The sequence below is a fragment of the Microbacterium sp. Au-Mic1 genome (assembly GCF_021341785.1).
Lineage (GTDB): Bacteria > Actinomycetota > Actinomycetes > Actinomycetales > Microbacteriaceae > Microbacterium.
The window spans coordinates 287,331-306,561 of sequence record NZ_JAJTTF010000004.1; the positions used below are offsets into that span (position 1 = coordinate 287,331).

Annotated in this window: 16 protein-coding genes; 11 read left to right on the top strand and 5 right to left on the bottom strand. The window is 71.2% G+C overall.

Annotation, left to right across the window (positions count from 1 at the left end):
* Positions 1-88 precede the first annotated feature (88 nt).
* Genes LXM50_RS07495 through LXM50_RS07505 form a run of 3 tightly spaced genes read left to right on the top strand, consistent with a single transcriptional unit; the run spans position 89 to position 3,784 of the window.
* The gene (locus LXM50_RS07495) at positions 89-1,159 is read left to right on the top strand and encodes an N-acetylglucosamine kinase (protein WP_233310678.1); all 1,071 of its coding nucleotides are present in this window, start codon (positions 89-91) and stop codon (positions 1,157-1,159) included.
* Positions 1,156-2,823, top strand: coding sequence for an arginine--tRNA ligase (gene argS, locus LXM50_RS07500; RefSeq protein ID WP_233310679.1), 1,668 nt, complete (start codon positions 1,156-1,158; stop codon positions 2,821-2,823). The genes LXM50_RS07495 and argS overlap by 4 nt, the downstream gene beginning before the upstream one ends.
* Position 2,824: 1 nt before the next feature.
* On the top strand, positions 2,825-3,784 hold the full coding sequence (locus LXM50_RS07505) for a DUF2993 domain-containing protein (protein WP_233310680.1): 960 nt from the start codon (positions 2,825-2,827) through the stop codon (positions 3,782-3,784).
* Positions 3,785-3,787: 3 nt separating this feature from the next.
* Here the strand turns inward: LXM50_RS07505 and LXM50_RS07510 are convergent, their stop codons facing one another.
* Both LXM50_RS07510 and LXM50_RS07515 read right to left on the bottom strand, forming a co-directional pair.
* Entirely contained in the window at positions 3,788-4,828 is a 1,041-nt protein-coding gene (locus tag LXM50_RS07510) for a YhjD/YihY/BrkB family envelope integrity protein (protein WP_233310681.1), read from the bottom strand.
* A gap of 57 nt (positions 4,829-4,885) precedes the next feature.
* The gene (locus tag LXM50_RS07515; protein WP_233310682.1) at positions 4,886-5,275 is read right to left on the bottom strand and encodes a VOC family protein; all 390 of its coding nucleotides are present in this window, start codon (positions 5,273-5,275) and stop codon (positions 4,886-4,888) included.
* A 147-nt stretch (positions 5,276-5,422) separates the two neighbouring features.
* Between LXM50_RS07515 and lysA the strand changes: the two genes are divergently transcribed.
* The 5 genes from lysA to prfA all read left to right on the top strand — a co-directional run bounded on the left by lysA (position 5,423) and on the right by prfA (position 12,461).
* Positions 5,423-6,901 carry a diaminopimelate decarboxylase gene (lysA, locus tag LXM50_RS07520; RefSeq protein WP_233310683.1) on the top strand — a complete coding sequence of 493 codons (1,479 nt, stop codon included), beginning with the start codon at positions 5,423-5,425 and terminating at the stop codon, positions 6,899-6,901.
* Complete coding sequence (locus LXM50_RS07525) at positions 6,898-8,217, top strand: homoserine dehydrogenase (protein ID WP_233310684.1); 1,320 nt, start codon at positions 6,898-6,900, stop codon at positions 8,215-8,217. Before lysA ends, LXM50_RS07525 begins: the two co-directional genes overlap by 4 nt.
* Positions 8,218-8,240: 23 nt before the next feature.
* On the top strand, positions 8,241-9,176 hold the full coding sequence (gene thrB / locus LXM50_RS07530) for a homoserine kinase (RefSeq protein WP_233310749.1): 936 nt from the start codon (positions 8,241-8,243) through the stop codon (positions 9,174-9,176).
* A 197-nt stretch (positions 9,177-9,373) separates the two neighbouring features.
* Positions 9,374-11,335 carry a transcription termination factor Rho gene (gene rho, locus LXM50_RS07535; protein ID WP_233310685.1) on the top strand — a complete coding sequence of 654 codons (1,962 nt, stop codon included), beginning with the start codon at positions 9,374-9,376 and terminating at the stop codon, positions 11,333-11,335.
* 46 nt (positions 11,336-11,381) lie between these two features.
* On the top strand, positions 11,382-12,461 hold the full coding sequence (prfA, locus tag LXM50_RS07540; RefSeq protein WP_233310686.1) for a peptide chain release factor 1: 1,080 nt from the start codon (positions 11,382-11,384) through the stop codon (positions 12,459-12,461).
* 80 nt (positions 12,462-12,541) lie between these two features.
* Here the strand turns inward: prfA and LXM50_RS07545 are convergent, their stop codons facing one another.
* Positions 12,542-13,747 (bottom strand): Lrp/AsnC family transcriptional regulator, encoded by a 1,206-nt coding sequence (locus LXM50_RS07545; protein WP_233310687.1) that lies wholly within the window; start codon positions 13,745-13,747, stop codon positions 12,542-12,544.
* Here LXM50_RS07545 and LXM50_RS07550 point away from each other — a divergent pair.
* The gene (locus LXM50_RS07550; RefSeq protein ID WP_233310688.1) at positions 13,665-15,083 is read left to right on the top strand and encodes an MFS transporter; all 1,419 of its coding nucleotides are present in this window, start codon (positions 13,665-13,667) and stop codon (positions 15,081-15,083) included. The genes LXM50_RS07545 and LXM50_RS07550 overlap by 83 nt on opposite strands.
* On the top strand, positions 15,080-16,249 hold the full coding sequence (locus LXM50_RS07555) for an amidohydrolase (protein ID WP_233310689.1): 1,170 nt from the start codon (positions 15,080-15,082) through the stop codon (positions 16,247-16,249). The genes LXM50_RS07550 and LXM50_RS07555 overlap by 4 nt, the downstream gene beginning before the upstream one ends.
* 83 nt (positions 16,250-16,332) lie before the next feature.
* Here the strand turns inward: LXM50_RS07555 and LXM50_RS07560 are convergent, their stop codons facing one another.
* Positions 16,333-16,980 carry a TetR/AcrR family transcriptional regulator gene (locus LXM50_RS07560; RefSeq protein ID WP_233310690.1) on the bottom strand — a complete coding sequence of 216 codons (648 nt, stop codon included), beginning with the start codon at positions 16,978-16,980 and terminating at the stop codon, positions 16,333-16,335.
* Between the two features lie 143 nt (positions 16,981-17,123).
* Here LXM50_RS07560 and LXM50_RS07565 point away from each other — a divergent pair, with 143 nt between their 5' ends.
* Positions 17,124-18,092, top strand: coding sequence for an NAD(P)-dependent alcohol dehydrogenase (locus LXM50_RS07565; protein WP_233310691.1), 969 nt, complete (start codon positions 17,124-17,126; stop codon positions 18,090-18,092).
* Positions 18,093-18,155: 63 nt separating this feature from the next.
* On the opposite strand, the gene LXM50_RS07570 is transcribed toward LXM50_RS07565, so the two are convergent.
* Positions 18,156-19,220, bottom strand: coding sequence for a DNA polymerase IV (locus LXM50_RS07570; protein ID WP_233310692.1), 1,065 nt, complete (start codon positions 19,218-19,220; stop codon positions 18,156-18,158).
* Between the last annotated feature and the right edge of the window lie 11 nt (positions 19,221-19,231).

The following is a 19,231-nucleotide window of genomic DNA, read 5'->3' on the forward strand; positions in this document are numbered from 1 at the left end:
CGTGGATCGACATGGTTCGGGTGAAAAACATTCTCATCAGGTCCCGGGTGAAAAATCAAGTAGGACAGATAACAAATTGGGGTGCAACATGCTCGTGATCGGTGTGGACGCGGGTGGGACGTCCACCAGGGCGGTGCTCGCGACGGGCGAGGGCCGCGTCGTGGGCTTCGGCCGCGGCGGCAGTGGAAACCCCACTTCATCTGGCCTTCCTGCCGCTCTTGCCGAGGTCCGAGGTGCGATCGCGATGGCCCTCGCCGCGGGTGGTGCGAGCTTGTCCGCGGTGTCGGGGATCGTCGTCGCGATGGCCGGTCATGATGCGCGCGGCGGAACGTCGGACTGGATTCTCGATCCGCTGAAGGAAGACGGTTTCTCGGGCGAGCTCTGGTTCGAGTCGGATCTTCTGGCGATGTACGCGAGCGGTGCCGTCGCCCCCATCGGCTACGGCGTGGTGTGCGGCACGGGCGCGAGCGCCGTGCGCGTGGAGGGCGGCCGCATCGTCGCGACGGCGGACGGACTGGGCTGGCTGCTCGGCGACCGGGGGAGCGGCTTCTGGATCGGTCGTGGCGCGGCGGCGGCCGCGGTGGCGGAGCTGGACGGCCTCGGGCCGGAGAGCGCGCTCACGGCGCGGGTGCTGCAGGCAGCCGGCATCGCAGGTGATGGCGCCCATGGCCGCGGCGTCGATGGACGGCCGTCCGCCCTGGAGCAGCTGGTCCGGGTGCTGTACGGGCAGCGGCCCGTGCAGCTGGCGGCCTTCGCCCCGCTCGTGTTCGACGCCGCGGAGGAGCACGATCCGATCGCCGAGGCGATCCTGCGCGACGCGGGCGAGCAGCTGGTGCGCACGATCGGCCTCGTGCAGACCGCGCCGGGGCCCGTCGTGGTCGGCGGGAGCATCGTGCTGCGGTCAGGGGAGCCGCAGCAGATGCTGCGCGCGCACGTCGCGGAGTGCTTCGGCGAGCAGCCGTTCACGCTCGTGGACAGCGGCGCCGCCGGGGCGACCATGCTCGCGCTGCGGCATGCGGGGGTCGAGGTCGACGAGGACACGCTCGCGCGGGTGCGGGCGGGGATCGGCGAGGCGATGCGCGCCGGCGCCGTCGTGGTCTCTCCTGCCGCTGGCACGGCGGTCCCCGGGGCGGCACGCCCTAGAATCGATACCCTATGAATCCCGAAGCCCTCGCCACCGCGATCCTGTCCGTCCTCGCGCCGATCGCGGACGAGCGACGACCCGGCGAGCCCCTCACGCTCACCGCAGGAGACATCGTCCTGGAGCGCCCGCGCAACCGGGAGCACGGCGACTGGGCGACCAACGTCGCCATGCGCCTCGCCAAGCAGCTCGGCACGAATCCGCGCGAGCTCGCGCAGCAGATCGCCGACGGACTCGGTGCCGTGGACGGCATCGCCGAGGCCTCGGTCGCGGGGCCCGGCTTCCTCAACGTCCGTCTCGAGGCAGGCGCGGCCGGCGCCCTCGCCATGGTGATCGTCGATGCGGGCGAGGCCTATGGGCGCAACGACTCGCAGGCAGGACGCTCGATCAACGTGGAGTTCGTCTCGGCGAACCCGACGGGGCCGCTGCACATCGGGCACACGCGCTGGGCCGCTCTCGGCGACGCGATCGCGCGCCTGCTCGACGCGAGCGGTGCGAACGTGGCCCGCGAGTTCTACATCAACGACGCGGGCGCGCAGATGGAGCGGTTCGCCGGATCCATCGTCGCGTCGGCGAAGGGGGAGCCGACTCCGGAAGGCGGCTACGCGGGCAGCTACATCGCCGACATCGCCCAGCGCGTGCTCGCCGATCGCCCCGATTTCCTCGCGCTCGATCCCGAGGTGCAGCTCGTCGTCGCCCGCGAGCTCGGCTATCAGTACCAGCTGGCCGAGCAGCAGGACTCGCTCGCGAAGTTCAACGTCGTGTTCGACGTCTGGTTCTCCGAGCGGATCCTGCATGCCGAGGGCGAGGGCGGAGCCCCGAGCCTCGTGGACGAGGCCGTGGACCGGCTGCGCGCGCAGGGGCACGTGTTCGACCAGGACGACGCGGTGTGGGTGCGCACGACCGACTTCGGCGACGACAAGGACCGCGTGATCCGCCGTTCCAACGGCGAGTACACGTACTTCGCCGCGGACGCCGCGTACTACCTGAACAAGGGCGATCGCGGTTTCGAGCACAAGATCTACCTGCTCGGCGCCGACCACCACGGCTACGTGCACCGCCTGAAGGCGCTCGCGGGCGCCGCGGGCGACGACCCGGAGAAGGACGTCGAGGTGCTCATCGGGCAGCTCGTCTCCGTGGGAGGCGCGAGGCTCAGCAAGCGCGCGGGCAACATCATCGAGATGGACGACTTGCGCGAGTGGCTCGGCACTGACGCGCTCCGGTACTCGCTCGAGCGCTCGCCGGCCGACTCTCCGCTCTCCCTGGATCCGGAGCTGCTGCAGAAGCGCACGAACGACAACCCGGTGTTCTACGTGCAGTACGCGCACGCGCGCACGCACAACGTCGCCCGCAACGCCGCCGACTCCGGCGTGGACCGTTCGGCGTTCGCGCCTGAGCTGCTCACGCACGAGACCGAGTCCGCGCTGCTGGGCGCGCTGCAGGAGTTCCCCCGGATCGTGGCGTTCGCCGCCGAGGTGCGCGAGCCGCATCGCGTCGCGCGCTATCTCGAGGAACTCGCGGGTCTGTACCACCGCTGGTACGACAACTGCCGAGTGATCCCTCAGGGCGACGACCCCATCGAGGACGTGCACCGCACCCGCCTGTGGCTGAACGACGCCACGGGCCAAGTGCTGCGCAACGGCCTCGACCTGCTCGGGGTGTCCGCGCCGGAGCGGATGTGACGTGAGCGGCGGGGAGGAGGGCACGCATCCGACCGAGCCGTATCCGCGGGACCTCGGTTCCGAGCATCCGACGGTGCCGCTGCCGCCGACCGGCGGGTCGCAGGCGACCGCGGCTGTCGGGGGCGCGGCGCCTGGCGCCGCGTTCGATGCGGGGCTCCCGCCTCGACCCCCGCTGCCGTCGGCGCCGGTCGCCGTGCCACCGCCGCGCCGGCGTGCGCGCTGGCCGTGGGTGCTGGGGATCGTCGTGGTCGTGCTCGCGGCCCTCGTCGTGGGCGGCGAGTTCGTGGCGCGCGCCGTCGTCGCGCAGCAGATCCGCTCGCAGGTGATCACGGCGCTGAAACTCCCCGCCGACCAGCAGATGGACGTGAACGTGGGCGGGATCGTGCTGCCGCAGCTCGTGGCGGGTCGGCTGGATGACGTCCGCATCTCCTCGAAGAGCGTCGCGATCGGTCCGATCACGAGTGCCGTCCAGGTCGATGCGACCGGTGTGCCGATCCGCGGCGGCGCGCTCGGCGCCGCGAAGGGCACCTTCCGCATCACAGCCGATCAGCTCGAGAAGGCGATCACGGCGGCTGCCGGATCCACGCCGATCGAGTCCGTGACGCTGGACGGAGAGGACGTCAAGGCGACCGGATCCGTCAAGCTCTTCGGCGCCACCGTGCCGCTCGCGCTCGCGCTGACCCCGGGGGCTGCGGGCGGCGAGCTCACCTTCACGCCGACCTCGGCGACGATCGGCGCGCTCACCGTCGATCCCGACACCATCGCATCGACCCCGTTCGGGGCGGCACTGAAGCCCTTGTTCGCGACGCAGAAGCTCTGCATCGCCGACCGGCTGCCGGCGGGCGTGCACCTGAGCGGACTTCGCGTGGATGCCGGTGCGCTGGTGGCGACCTTCTCCGCGGACAGTGCGATCACGACCGACCCGAAGCTGCTCGAGAACGGGACCTGTCCCGCGTCGTAGCAGTCAGGATCCGGCGTGCTCCGTCGTGACCTGCTCGCGCGCTGCGTCGCGCTCGGCCGTGGTCGCGGTCAGCAGCCGCTCGGCCCGGTCCAGGCGCCGCTCGGCGAACGACCGAGGCCTGCCGGTCGCCCTGTCCTCCGCATCCTCGACGCCGGTGATGATCCACGCGCTCGCGAGCAGCACGACCTGCGCGGACAGGTTCAGCCACAGCAGCAACGCGATCAGCGCCGCGAAGGAGGCGAGCAGCGGGTTCGACGCGGCTCCGCCGACGAAGAGCGTGGATAACTGCTGCAGTACGAGAAGACCGAGGCCGCCGAGCGCAGACCCCGCCCAGAGAGTGCGGGCGCCCGCGCGCACTCCGGAGAGCACCGCGAACAGCGCGGCGATGAGCGCGGTGTCGAGCGCGAACACGACGACGAGCGACAGGATCCGCTCGATCCACGCGGTCGCGGGCGAGTGCCGGAGGCCCAGCAGCTCCGCGATCTGGTCCAGGCCGACCGAGCCGACCACCGTGGCAGCGGCGCTCAGAGCGAAGCCGACTCCGATGCCGAGCGCAAGCCCGAGGTTGCGAGCGATCACCCAGTACCACTGCACGTCGTCGGCGAGCGCGCCGGCGAGGATGCGCAGCGCGATGCGCAGCGACCCGATCGCGCCGAGTGCCGCGCCGACGAGTCCCGCGAGCGAGACGACACCCGCGACGGACAGTCCGGCGGGTGCGGCGATCCTGTTCGGATCGATGAGGCCGCCGTGGCCGACCAGCCCCGGGACAGCGGCGTCCACGGTCCGGACGAGAGCGGCGAGGGCCTCGGGATTGCCCGTGAGCCACAGCCCCGCGGCCGAGAACCCCAACAGGACGGCGGCGAACAGGCTGAACAGCGCGCGGTAGGTGATGCCGTCGGCCAGGGACGGCCCGTGCTTCTCGGAGTACAGCAGCCAGGCGCGTGTGACGCGCCAGCGGAGCACGCGGCCCAGCAGCGCGTCGATCGTGCGCGGCAGCCAGGGCTTCTGCGCCGGAGTGCGCTCGGAGGCGGTCATGGTGCCCATCCTCCGAGCGTAGCGAGAGGCGGATGCCGGTTCGAAAGCCCGTGACGAGGGGCCCGTTCAGGATTCCGCGACGACCTCGACCTTGAATCCTTCACTGTTCTCAAGCCACCCCGCGTAGTGATCCGGCCCGCCGGCATGCGGGTACCGGTCGACGTACAAGGCGCTCCAGCCGTGCTGCGGTGCCGCGGCCATCAGCCGGTCGACGTCGCTCCGGGACCCGCCGTGGAAGGCCAGGTGGTTCAGGCCGGGCAGCCGGCGGTCGTGGCCGGTTCCGTGCAGGGCAGGGGCCGAGCAGATCGTGAGGTAGGCGTCTCCGTTCCGCCACGAGCGGCCCTCAGTCCAGGACTCCGCCGGTGCGAAGCCGATCCGTCCGAGCAGCCAGTCCCATCCGGGGGCGGAACGTGTGACGTCCTGCACCCAGAGCTCGACGTGATGGAATCCGCGCATCCGGCCATCCAATCAGACGACTTGTCCGAGCGCCCCGCGGCGTCACACCCGTCGGGCCCGGCCGACGCGGTGCCTTAGAATTCTCAGAACTCGGCACGCTCTGGGCCGGGCTCGAATATCCGAGACACACACGACGATTGGTGCCCTGTGCTTTCCGCATCGCCCGACGACGCGCTCGCCCCGGACTGGCTGAAGGAACCGGCCGATCCGAACGATCTCGCCCCGGGGGTGTGGCCGGTCTCCGCGCGGCGTGACGCCGACGGAGAGCTGGAGCTGGGCGGAGTGGGTGTTGCAGAGCTGCGTGCCCGTTTCGGCACCCCGCTCTACGTGCTCGACGAGGCCGAGGTCCGCGCGCACGCCGCCCGGATCAAGAGCGCGTTCGACATTGCGGCTGCCGCCCACGGCACCAAGGCGCGCGTGTACTACGCCGGCAAGGCGTTCCTCAGCACCGAGGTCGCCCGCTGGGTCACCCAGGAGGGCCTGCGCGTCGACGTCTGCAGCGGGGGAGAGCTCGAGATCGCCCTGGCCGCGGGTGTCAAGCCGTCCCGGATCGGCTTCCACGGCAACAACAAGAGCGTCGCCGAGTTGGAGCGCGCCGTCGAGGTCGGCGTCGGCACGATCATCCTGGACTCCGCGATCGAGATCGAGCGCCTCGGTGCGATCGCCGAGCGCCGCAGCGCCGAGAGCAGCGGCACCGGTGCGGACGGGTACGTACAGCGTGTGCTGCTGCGGGTGAACAGCGGCGTGCACGCGGAGACCCACGACTTCCTCGCCACCGCGCACGAGGACCAGAAGTTCGGCACCCCGCTGGAGGCGGCGCCCGCGCTGGTCGAGCGGATCCGTGAGATCCCCAGCCTGAGGCTGCGCGGTCTGCACTGCCACATCGGATCGCAGATCTTCGGATCCGCCGGCTTCGCCGAGTCCGCGTCGCGGGTCGTCGAGCTGCACGCCGAGCTGCGCGAGGGCGGGGAGCTGCCCCTGCTCAACCTCGGCGGCGGCTTCGGCATCGCCTACACCGCCGCCGACGATCCGACGCCGATCGAGGAGCTCGCCACCGCCATCGTCGAGGCGGTCGCCCGCGAGTGCGAGGTGCGCGGCATCCCGATCCCGACGCTCGCGTTCGAGCCGGGGCGCGCCGTCGTCGGACAGGCGGGGGTGACCCTGTACGAGGTCGGAACCACTAAGGCGGTCTCGCTCGGGGACCGCGGAGAACGCCTCTACGTGAGCGTCGACGGCGGCATGAGCGACAACGCGCGCCCCGCACTGTACGGCTCCCAGTACTCGGCGCGCATCGCGTCGCGCGAAGGCACGGGAGCGCCCGCGCTCGCGCGGGTCGTGGGCTCGCACTGCGAATCGGGGGACATCGTCGTCGATCACGAGTACCTCCCCTCCGACGTCACCCCGGGCGACCTGCTCGCGGTGCCGGCGACCGGCGCGTACTGTCACGCGCTGTCCAGCAACTACAACCACACCCCGCGTCCCGCGGTCGTCGCCGTGCGCGACGGCCACGCGCGGGTGATCGTGCGGGGGGAGACCCTCGACGACCTCCTCTCCAGGGATGCCGGCATCGCCGCTCCGCGGACGAAGGAGCGCACCGGTGCGCGCACCGGAGAAGGAGAAGCATGACGGAACTCGACGGCACCCGCCGCCCCCTCCGCGTCGCCCTGCTCGGGGCAGGATCCGTGGGATCGCAGGTCGCGCGCCTGCTCCTGGAGCACCAGGGCGATCTCGCCGAGCGCAGCGGCGCGCAGCTCGAGCTCGCGGGGATCCTGGTCCGCGACGTCGATGCCCCGCGCGACGCGGAGCTGCCGCGGGAGCTGCTCACGACCGACGCCGAGGCCCTGATCCAGAGCGCGGACATCGTCATCGAGCTCATGGGCGGGATCGAGCCCGCGCGCGGCTACGTGCTGCAGGCGCTGCGCAGCGGGGCCGACGTCGTCACCGGCAACAAGGCGCTGCTGGCCACGCACGGCGCGGAGATCTTCGAGGCCGCGGACCAGGTCGGCGCCTCCGTGTCGTACGAGGCGGCTGTGGCCGCGGCGATCCCGATCATCCGTCCGCTGCGCGACTCGCTCGCCGGCGACCGGATCAAGCGGATCTTCGGCATCGTCAACGGAAGCACGAACTACATCCTCGATTCCATGGACCGTCAGGGCCTGAGCGCCGAGGAGGCGCAGCGGATCGCCACCGACCTCGGCTATCTGGAGGCGGATCCCACACTCGACCTCGAGGGGTACGACGCAGCGCAGAAGGCCGCGATCCTGGCCAGCCTCGCCTTCCACACGCAGGTCTCGATCGATGACGTGCACCGCCAGGGCATCGAATCCGTCACCGCCGACATGATCGCGGACGCCCGCCGCGCGGGCTACGTGATCAAGCTGCTCGCGGTCTGCGAGCGCCTCTCCGAGAACGGCGGCGACGCGGTCTCGGTGCGCGTGTACCCGGCGCTGATCGACCGCGAGCATCCGATGGCGAGCGTGCACGGCGGCAACAACGCCGTGTTCGTGGAGGCCGAGGCCGCCGGTCCGCTCATGTTCTATGGTGCGGGGGCGGGCGGCGTGCAGACCGCGTCGGCCGTGCTCGGCGATGTCGTCTCGGCCGCACGCCGGCACATCGCCGGCGGCGTCGGCGTGGGGGAGTCGGCCCGGCAGAGCCTGCCGATCGCGCCGTTCGGACACATCACCACGCGCTACCAGATCACCATCGAGGTCGCCGACGTCACGGGCGTGCTCGCGACCGTGGCCGGAATACTCAGCGACCACGGCGTCTCCATCGCGACTGCGCTGCAGACCATCGAGCGAGGCGAGCAGAGCAGCACCGCCCGCATCGTGATCGGCACCCACCGCGCCACCGAGCAGGCGCTCAGCGACACCGTCGCCCGCCTGGCCGACAGCGACGCCGTCACCCGTGTGGTGTCGGTGCTGCGGGTCGAGGGGGAGTGACGGTGAACGCTGCCAGCGGCCCGATGCCGGGGCGCACCGTCGAGGTGCGCGTCCCCGCCACGAGCGCCAACCTCGGTCCGGGGTTCGACACCCTGGGCCTCGCGCTCAGCATGTACGACGAGCTCGAGGTCACGGCCCTCGAGCCGGGACTGATCGAGGTCGAGGTCTCCGGATCCGGCGCCGAGGAGATCGCGCGCGACGCGTCCAACCTCGTCGTCCGATCGATCGCGCACGTCTTCGCCGATGCGGGCGTCACGATGCCCGGCATCCGTCTCGTGGCGCGCAACGGCGTACCGCACGGGCGGGGCCTCGGCTCCTCCGGCGCCGCGGTCGCCGCGGGCGTGCTGGCCGCGCAGGGACTGCTGGCGGGAGTCGTCGAGCTCGACGACGCCGCGCTGCTGCGCCTCGCGACGGAGCTCGAGGGGCACCCGGACAACGTCGCGCCGGCACTGTTCGGCGGTCTGACGATCGCGTGGACGGCCGAGCGCGGACCGCAGCACAAGAAGCTGCTCGTGCATCGCGGCGTCTCGCCGCTGGTGCTGGTGCCCGGCTACACGATGTCCACCAAGGCGGCGCGCAGCCTGCAGCCCGAGCAGGTGCCCAGCGAGGACGCGGTGTTCAACGTCTCCCGCTCCGCGCTGCTCATCGCCGCGCTCACGCAGAGCCCCGACGTGCTGCTGGACGCCACCGACGACCGCCTGCACCAGGACTACCGCGCGCCCGCGATGCCGGAGACGAACCGGCTCGTGCGCGCCCTGCGCGCGGAAGGGTTCGCGGCGGTCGTCTCCGGCGCCGGCCCCAGCGTGCTCGTGCTGTGCGACGGGCCCGGCAGCCGCCTCGAGGCGGTGCGGATCGCGGACGCTGTCACGGACACTCCGTGGATCCCGCAGATGGTCGCCGTCGATGTGCGAGGTGGTACAGTGAGGGAACGAGCGGAGGGTTCTTCGTCACAATCGTGATCCCGACCCGCGACGCACTTCCCGCGTCAACCGCACAGCACCCGAAACCGCACCATGAGCCGGTCACCGAGCTCTCTGAGGGCGTGTTCTCCGGGTGGCATGCAGGGGACAGCCTGTTCTCGGCATGATCGTGCGGTCGCGCCCCGGCATCTGCCGTGTGCGCGTCGAATTTCCCACGACTTACAAGAGGAGTACTCGTGGAGACCATCTCCGAGACCCAGATCGAAACCTCGGCACGCGTCGAATCGACGTCGCAGCCCGAGCAGGCGTCCGCCCAGGACGCTCCCAAGGCCCCGCGCAAGCGCGCTCCGCGCCGTGCGACCACCGCCACCGCTGCCGCGAAGGCTGCCGAGGCCGCCGAGACCGCGCCCTCCGCTGCTGAGGCGCCCGCCGCCGAGGCGGCGGCCGAGGAGGCCCCGAAGGCGAAGGCTCCGCGCCGCAGCCGCGCGAAGAAGGCTGAGGAGGCCCCCGCAGAGACGGGCGGCGCCGACGCCGCCCCCGCTGCCGAGGCCGCACCCGTCGTCGAGGCCCCCGCCGAGGAGGCCCCGAAGGCGAAGGCCCCGCGCCGCAGCCGTGCGAAGAAGACCGAGGACGCCCCGGCGGAGTCCGGCGACGCGGCACCGGCCGAGGCCGCATCCGAGCCCGCCGCCAAGGAGGTGCCTGCCGAGCCGGCGCCCGCCGACGCGCAGCCCGCCGAGACCGCTGCGGACGGAGGCGAGGAGACGACCAGCCGCAGCCGCAGCCGGTCCCGCTCGCGCAGCCGCAACCGCAACGGCGGCCAGGACGGCCAGAGCAGCGGCCAGGGCAACGGCCAGAACAACAACGGCCAGAACAACAACCAGGGCGGTCAGGGCGGCCGCGGTGGCGCCCAGGACATCGATGAGGACGGCGGCAGCGCCCGCGGTCGCCAGCGCAACAAGCGACGCGGCGGCCAGAACCAGAACGTCGACGAGTTCGAGACCGAGATCGGCGAGGACGACGTCCTCATCCCGATCGCCGGCATCCTCGATGTGCTCGACAACTACGCGTTCGTGCGCACCACGGGCTACCTGTCCGGCCCCAGCGACGTGTACGTCTCGCTCGGCCAGGTCAAGAAGTACAACCTGCGCAAGGGCGACGCGGTCGTCGGAGCGATCAAGCAGCCGCGCGAGGGCGAGCAGCAGGGCCGCCAGAAGTACAACGCGCTGGTGAAGGTCGACTCGGTCAACGGACTGAGCACCGACGACGCCGCGAACCGCGTCGAGTTCTCCGCTCTCACGCCGCTCTACCCGCAGGAGCGTCTGCGCCTGGAGACGGCGCCGGAGAAGCTCACGCAGCGCATCATCGACCTGGTCGCCCCGATCGGCAAGGGCCAGCGCGGCCTCATCGTCGCGCCCCCGAAGGCGGGCAAGACGATCGTGCTGCAGCAGATCGCCAATGCGATCGCGCAGAACAACCCCGAGGTGCACCTCATGGTCGTGCTCGTCGACGAGCGCCCCGAAGAGGTCACCGACATGCAGCGCACGGTGAAGGGCGAGGTCATCGCCTCGACCTTCGACCGCCCGGCCGAGGACCACACCACGGTCGCCGAGCTCGCGATCGAGCGCGCCAAGCGCCTCGTCGAACTGGGCCGCGACGTGGTCGTGCTGCTCGACTCGATCACCCGCCTCGGCCGCGCGTACAACATCTCGGCTCCCGCATCCGGTCGCGTGCTCACCGGTGGCGTGGACGCTTCGGCGCTGTACCCGCCGAAGCGCTTCTTCGGAGCCGCGCGCAACATCGAGAACGGCGGATCCCTCACGATCCTCGCCACCGCGCTGGTGGAGACCGGATCCAAGATGGACGAGGTCATCTTCGAGGAGTTCAAGGGCACCGGCAACAGCGAGCTGCGCCTGAGCCGCGCGCTGGCCGACAAGCGGATCTTCCCGGCCGTGGACGTCAACGCGTCCTCGACCCGCCGCGAGGAGATGCTGCTGAGCCCCGACGAGGTCAAGATCACCTGGAAGCTGCGCCGCGCCCTCGCCGGGCTCGACCCGCAGCAGGCCCTCGAGGTCGTCCTCGGCAAGCTCAAGGAGACCGACTCGAACGTCGAGTTCCTGCTGCAGATGCAGAACGCGCAGCTCGGCAAGCCGGCCTCCGGCACCGGCCACAGCCACGCCTCCGAGAACAGCATCCGCTGATCCGCGCAGCCTGAACGCTGCCTCATCCGGGAGGGATCCGGTCGTCATGTTCGAGCAGGTCGAGTCGCTGCGCGACGAGCACCGCAGGGTGGAGAAGGAGCTCTCCGACCCCGAGGTGCACGCCGACGCCGCACGGGCGAAGCGGGTCAACCGCCGCTACGCCGAGCTCAGCCGCATCGTGAAGGCGCATGACGACTGGATCTCCGCCGGCGAGGATCTCGACACCGCCCGCGAGTTCGCCCGCGAGGACGAGTCCATCGCGGCGGAGATCCCCGGCATGGAGGAGGGGCTGCAGGTCGCGCAGGAGAAGCTCCGGCGCCTGCTGATCCCTCGGGATCCGGACGACGCGCGCGACGTGATCATGGAGATCAAGGCGGGGGAGGGCGGAGCAGAGTCCGCCCTCTTCGCCGCCGATCTGCTGCGCATGTACGTGCAGTACGCCGCCTCGAAGGGCTGGAAGACCGAGCTGCTGGAGCGCACCGAGTCGGATCTCGGCGGCTACAAGGACGTGCAGGTCGCGATCAAGGGATCCTCGACCGATCCCTCGCAGGGCGTCTGGGCGCACCTCAAGTACGAGGGCGGCGTGCACCGGGTGCAGCGCGTCCCGGCGACCGAGTCGCAGGGGCGCATCCACACGTCCACGACGGGCGTGCTGGTGTTCCCCGAGGTCGACGAGCCCGACGAGATCGCGATCAACCAGAACGACCTCAAGATCGACGTGTTCCGCTCCTCGGGCCCCGGCGGGCAGTCCGTGAACACGACCGACTCCGCGGTGCGCATCACGCACGTGCCGAGCGGGATCGTCGTCTCCATGCAGAACGAGAAGTCGCAGTTGCAGAACCGCGAGGCGGCCATGCGCGTGCTGCGCGCCCGCCTGCTCGCCAAGCAGCAGGAGGAGCTCGACGCTGCGGCCTCGGACGCGCGTCGCTCGCAGATCCGTGGCATGGACCGCTCCGAGCGGATCCGCACGTACAACTTCCCCGAGAACCGGATCGCGGATCACCGTACCGGCTTCAAGGCCTACAACCTCGACCAGGTGATGGACGGCGCGCTCGAGCCGCTCATCGAATCCGCGATCCACGCGGACGAGGAGGCCAGGCTCGCCGCCCTCGGCGCCGAGGGCTGAGCCGAGCGGGTTCTCGTGATCGGCCGCCTGCTCCGCGGGCGCAGCGTCCCGCTCGCCCTGCGGCACTCACTGGTGCCGGCTTACGACGGGAACACCATCGGCACGACGGCGACGCTGCGGCCCTCGTGATCGAGCACGTGTCCGAGGCGCTTGTCGGTGCGCATCGAGAGTGTGCGCTGACGCACCGCGACCTCGGGGATGCGCGACATCAGAGCCACCTCGATCCGCTGCAGCTCCACCAGATCCTGCACCCACAGCGTCGCGGCGAGGTTGGCGGAGCCGAAGACCTCGACACTGAGGCGGCACGAGGGCTGTTCGGCGAAGAACCGCGCGGCCTCCTCGAGGCGGGGCGCGGGAACGCTCATGATGAACGACGCCTCGCGTCGTGACGAGTCGTAGCGGCGTGCCCTGTCGCACCGCAGCGTCAGGATGCCTCGGCTGAGCAGGCTGGTCGTGTGGCGCCGTGCGGTCTGCGCCGATCGTTCGAGCACCGCGCCCAACTGCTCCCATGTCAAGCGCCCGTCGCGGGTGAGCGCCTCCACCAGCTGCACCTCGACCTGGCGGCGTCCGGCCGATGCCGTGCGCTCCTGCTGGAGCGTGCGCGCCTGGGCGGGCGCGATGGTCCCCGACCGCCACTGGGTTCCGTGCCGGTGCAGGCGGGTCGCGACCAGGATCTCCTTGCGGAGGATGCCGGGTACGGCGGCCAGTGCCGCGCCGATGTCCTCGAGCAGCGAGGGCAGAGAAGCGCCGAAGCAGTCGAGCATGAGGTCGTACTCGCCGGTGACGCGCGAGATCGTCGCGAAGGTGGGGCAGGCGGCCAGCACGGCGATCGCCGTCTCGAGGTGTGCTGGATCGATCGCGAGATACGCGAACGCGCATCCCGCCTCGGCGACGAACAGGTGGCCGGGAGACGGCGTCACCCACGCGTCGCCGGCCGCGCGGAGAACTGCCCACCGTCGCGCGACGGTGGTGGCGGACAGATCCAGTGCCGCGCCGATCGCCGTCCAGTCGGCTCGCGGGTTGATCTCGAGCGCGCCGAGCAGCGCAAGATCGATCTCCGAGGGTTCGGTGGTTTCCGGCATTCTGAACGCCAATCTGTCTGATTGCTGCATTCTGGCATGAACCACGTCCGCGAAAAATACGGTGGGCGTCGTCCGCGAAGACGTGGACCGTACCCGATGTTCCAACGAAGGACTCCGTGCCATGTCATCCGCCCCTTCTCCCGCCACCGCGCGGTCGCGCACCGTCGCGCCGATCGTCGGCGTCATCGTCGCGATGGCGCTCATCGAGGCGCTCTCCGGCATCACCCAGGGCTACATCAACCCGATCCTGCCCGCGCTCGGACCCGAGCTGAAGATCGACGATCCGACCATCAACGGGCTGTTCCTCATCTCGTCCGTCGCATTCGCGGTGATGACGCCGATCATCTCGCGCCTGGGTGACAGCCTGGGCTGCCGTCTCGTCCTGCGCATCACTGCCGCCGTCGTCGCGCTCGGCGTGTTCCTCATGGCGCTGTGGCCGACGCTGGCGACCGTCACGATCGGCGTCGTCATGCTCACCTGCGTGGTCGGTTTCATCCCGCTGATGATGGGAATCCTGCGTGCAACGGATGCCGCGGCGACCCGCAGCGGCGTGGGTGCCATGATCGCGACGCTGATGATCACCGTCGGGCTCGGCGGCCTCCTCGCCGGTGTCGTCGGCGCGCAGCGCCCGACCCTCGGCTTCTGGGTCGCCGTGCCGTTCGCGGTCATCGCGCTCGTGGCATCCCTCTTCCTGCCGAAGGGACTCGAGGGCACTCGTGAACCCCTCGCCGTGCTGCCTCTGGCGTCGTGCACGCTCGGGCTCATCGGCTTCGTCACGGCGATGTCGATGGGAGGTGATTGGGGATGGGCCTCCCCGCTCACCCTCATCACGGGCATCGGCGGGATCGCCCTGCTGGCGCTGTGGTGGCGCCTGGACCGCCGCGCGGACGCCACGCGATTCATCGACCTGCGGATGCTGTCGATCCCGCGGGTGCGCATCGTCACGGTCGTCACATTCCTGTTCGGCTTCGCCTCGATCAGCTACTTCGGAACCAACGGCATCTTCCTTCACTCGGACGCCGCGATCACCTCGTACGGCTTCGGCATGAACCCGCTGCACATCGCGATCATCCTGGCCGCGTGCTCGGTGCTCGCGTTCGCCTCGTCGTTGGCGCTGCCGCCTTTCATGCGGCGCGTCGGCGAGCGGGCCGCGCTGTTCACCGCGGCCGCGCTGCTCGCACTCGGCTTCGCGCTCATGGCCGCATTGCACGGCACCATCGCCGGCTACATCGTCGGGTTCAGCGTGTTCTACCTGGGTATCGGCGCCTACCAGGCGGCGACGCGCACACTCAGCGTCGAGGGCGTTCCGGTGGACGAGACCGCGACCGCAGCGGGCCTGAACGAGCTGGCACTTTCCGTCGGGGTCGCGATCGGCGCCGCGGCGGTCAAGCTCATCTCGACGGCGTTCGTGGCGGCCGATGGCCACATCTCCCTCGGCGGCGTCCTCGCCATCTGGCTGACGCTGCTGGTGGCAGCCGCCCTGGCCGGCGTCGTCGCGTTGAGGTACCCCCGCAAGACGGCTCTGGAGGCGAACGCATGACCACTCCGTCCCTGACCGCAGCCCGTGACGACCTGCGGGCATCCGTGGAGGCGCACCGCGACGTGCTCCTCGATCTGAGCCATGCGATCCACGCCGATCCCGAGCTCGGCGGCGACGAGTTCCGCGCGGCGGAGCGGGTGCGGGAGGCGCTGCGCGAGGCCGGCTTCGCCTTCGACGGCGCACAGCCGGAGCAGCCGACGGCTTTCGCCGCCACCGCCGGAACCGGTGACTTCGTCGTGGCGGTGTGCGTCGAGTACGACGCGCTGCCCGAGATCGGTCACGGGTGCGGGCACAACGTGAATGCGGCCTCCGCGGTCGGCGCCGCGCTCGCGCTCGCACCTCTCGCCGACGAGCTCGACATCACCGTGCTCGTGCTGGGCACGCCTGCCGAGGAATCCTGGGGAGGGAAGATCGACCTGATCGACGCCGGGTTCTTCGATGGCGCCGCGATCGCGATGATGGCGCATGCCTCGGGCGAGGATAACGTCGGTGCGTCCTCGTTGGCGCTCGGGTGCTGGGACATGACGTTCCACGGGCGCGGTGCGCATGCCGCCGCAGCCCCGACCGAGGGCGTGAATGCGCTGGACGCGATCGTGATCGCCCAGACGGCGACGGCGCTCGCCCGGCAGCAGCTGCCGAATGACATCGTCATGTCGTCGATCGTGGTCGACGGCGGAACGGCGCCGAACGTCATCCCGGCTCGCGCGACCGCCCGGGTGGAGCTGCGAGCGCCCCGCAAGGAGCAGCTGGACGCGCTCTGGGATCGGGTGCGCCGCTGCTACGAGGCCGGGGCGCTGGCCACCGGGTGCTCGCTCACGATCGAGCCGGTGGGTCACGCGTTCGCGGATCTCCGTCAGGATGCAGGGCTGTCCCGCGCCTACGCCGATGCGCTGGTCGGGATCGGCCGCCGCATCGAGGTCGATGGGCCTGCCGTCGGTTCGACCGACATGGGCAACGTGTCGCACATCGTGCCCAGCATCCACCCGATGATCGGGTTCGAGGTGGCAGGGGCCGTGCACCACACGGCGGAGTTCGCGGCGGCCTGCGCGACTGCCGAGGCGGACGCGGCGATCCTGGACGCCGCCTATGGCATGGCGGCGGCGGCGGCCGCGGTGGCGTCGGCTCCTGACGAGCGTGCGCGCCTGCTCGCCCGGGCCGGGCGATAGCGCTCGTCGGCGGGCTCTCCGAACGTCCTGCGCCGAGTCGTTCGGCGCAGGACGTTTCCGCGATTGCGCCGGCTTCCGCCTTGTCAGTCCTGGGCTGCCAGCCGCAGCTCGAGCTGGTCGAGCACGAGACCGAGGCCGTAGTCGAACTCGTCGCCGTAGCGATAGTCGTGTCCGAGGACCATCTGGTCGAGCATCTCGGCGAGGTGCGGGTACTCGGCCGCGGGCAGCTCCAGCCCCTCCGCGAAGGCGTCAGGTCCCGTGTCGGGCGCGAACGGCAGACTGACCTCGGTCAGCACGAAACCGTAGATGTAGGCGTCGAGCGCGGAGTAGGCGTGGGCCGCCAGCGCGAGATCGAAGCCGTCCCGGCGCAACAGCCCGAGCACCCGGTCGTGGTGGCGCATCACCACCTCGCCGGGATTCGCCCGTGACTCGAGCAGCGTGAGCGCCCACGAGTGCCTCTTGAGCACGTCGCGCATGGCCTGGGCGCGGGAGGTCATCGCCGTGCGCCACGGCGTGCCGATCTCCGGCAGCGGGATCTGCGTGAACGCCGCATCGGCGAGCAGGTCGAGCAGCTCCTCCTTGCCGGAGACGTGGTGGTACAACGACATCGCCTCAGCGCCGAGGGCTCTGGCGACGCTGCGCATGCTCACGGCGACGAGACCGCCGTCGTCCGCCACCTCGATCGCGGCATCGACGATGCGCTCGCGGCTGAGCGGTGTGCGCGGGGTCATGCCGGCTCCGTTCCGGGCGACACTTGCGCCCTTACGAGTGTAAGGCTATCGTGGCGGTCACGGACTTACAGGCGTAAGGGGACAGAATGCGCGCAGGTGTGGTGGAAGGATATGGGCCTCCGTCGGTCGTGCGGATCGCGACGGTGGCCGATCCGGTCGCCGGTCGCGGCGAGGCCCTCGTCCGGGTGATGGCGGCGACCGTGAACTCGGGCGACGCCCGCATCCGCGGCGCGCGCTTCCCGCGCGGGTTCGCTCTGCCGGGCAGGCTCGCGCTCGGCGTGAAGGGTCCTCGGGTCGCGGTGCTCGGAATCGTCTTCGCCGGGGTGGTCGAGGCGCTCGGCGCGGACGCCGCCGGCGCGGGGCGAGCGGACGGTGAGACAACGGCATCCGGGCTCGCCGTCGGAGAACGCGTCTGCGGGATGGCGGGCGCGCGCATGGGTGCGCACGCCGAACTCGCCGCGGTCTCCGTCTCCCGGCTCGTGCGCATCCCCGGTGGGATCTCGTTCGACGATGCGGCCGGGGTGCTCTTCGGCGGTACGACGGCGCTGCACTATCTGAGGGACAAGGCCGCGGTGCGAGCGGGCGAGCACGTGCTGGTCATCGGCGCCTCCGGCGCGGTCGGCACGAATGCGGTGCAGCTCGCGAAGCATTTCGGAGCGCAGGTCACCGCCATGACGAGCGCGCGAAACGCCGGGCTCGTCTCCGCGCTCGGCGCCGACCGGGTCATCGACTACCGGGTCGATCCGATCGGATCGCTCGCGGATCGCGGCGAGCGCTTCGACGTCGTGTTCGACACGGTCGGCGCGCTGAACCCGAAGTCCGGCCGGTCGCTCCTCGCCGAGGGGGGACGGCTGCTGCTCGCCGTCGCGAGCCTCGGCGAGATGATCACCGCGCGCGGCCCGGTGAAGACCGGGACCGCCCCGGAGCGGGCCGAGGACTTCGCGACGCTGCTCGACCTGGTCGGATCGGGGGAGCTGCGCGTCGTCATCGACGAGACGCTTCCGCTCGATCGCCTCGCCGAGGCGCACGCGCGCGTCGACTCCGGTCGCAAGGTCGGCAATCTCGTCCTGCGCCCGCAGGAGGTCGCGGTCGGGACCGAGCGCGCGGCCTGATCGGGGAGCCGACGCGGTTGCCGTCCGCGCGGGCGCGGTCGGCGGCGACGAGGCACAGGGTGGTCACCACGCTCCGCGTGTCGGAGTGCGTCCTTCCCGGGTGTCGTCCGGCAGCGCCATCTCCGCGCGCATGCCCAGCAGCCGCACCGCGCGATCCGGGGCGATCCGGGCGATGAGCTCCTGCGCCCTCTCGCGGACGATGCCGCGGTCGGCGGTCTCCGGGATCCGCTTCGTGAACGTCTTCGTCGTGAACGGGACGTACCGCACCTTGAGTCCGAGGCCGATGACGCCGCGTCCGTCTTCGGCGACGTCGTCGAGCACCTGATCGAGCAGCGCCAGGGCCGCGCGCTCGATCTCGGCCCGTTCGGAGAGGTCGGTCTGGTAGGTCGTCTCGCGGCTGTGGCCGCGCGGGACCCAGGGCGTGTCGTCGACGACGGCCGACCTCCCGCCCTGTCCGAGCTCCCGGTACCAGAGCCCCATCCGCGGGCCGAACTCGGAGATGAGCTCGTCCTCGCCGGCCGCGGCGAGCTGTGCCACGGTGCGGATGCCGAGGGTGAGCAGGCGCTTCGAGACCTTGGATCCGACTCCCCACAGCTCGATCACAGCTCGCGCGCCCATCACCTCGTCCCAGTTCTCGGCGGTGAGGCGGAACACGCCCCGAGGCTTGCCGAAGCCGGTCGCGATCTTGGCCCGCACGAGCGTGTCGCCGATGCCGACGCTGCAGTGCAGCCGCGTGCGGTCCAGGATCGCCTGCTGCAGATGGCGCGCGTACGCCTCGGGATCGTCCGTGTCGACGCCGACGAAGGCCTCGTCCCAGCCCAGGACCTGCACCACTGCGCCGGGCTGGGCGCGCAGTTCCTCCATCACCTCCGCCGACGCGGCGAGGTAGGCGGGGGCGTCGACGGGCAGGATCACTGCGTCCGGCACCTTCCTGGCGGCGATTCGCAGCGGCATGCCCGAGCCGACACCGAACGCGCGCGCCTCGTACGAGGCCGTGGACACGACCGCGCGCTCGGTGGGATCCCCTCGGCCGCCCACGATGACCGGGAGGCCGGCCAGTTCGGGGCGGCGCAGCACCTCGACGGCCGCGATGAACTGGTCGAGGTCCACATGGAGCACCCAGCGCATGCCCCCGACAG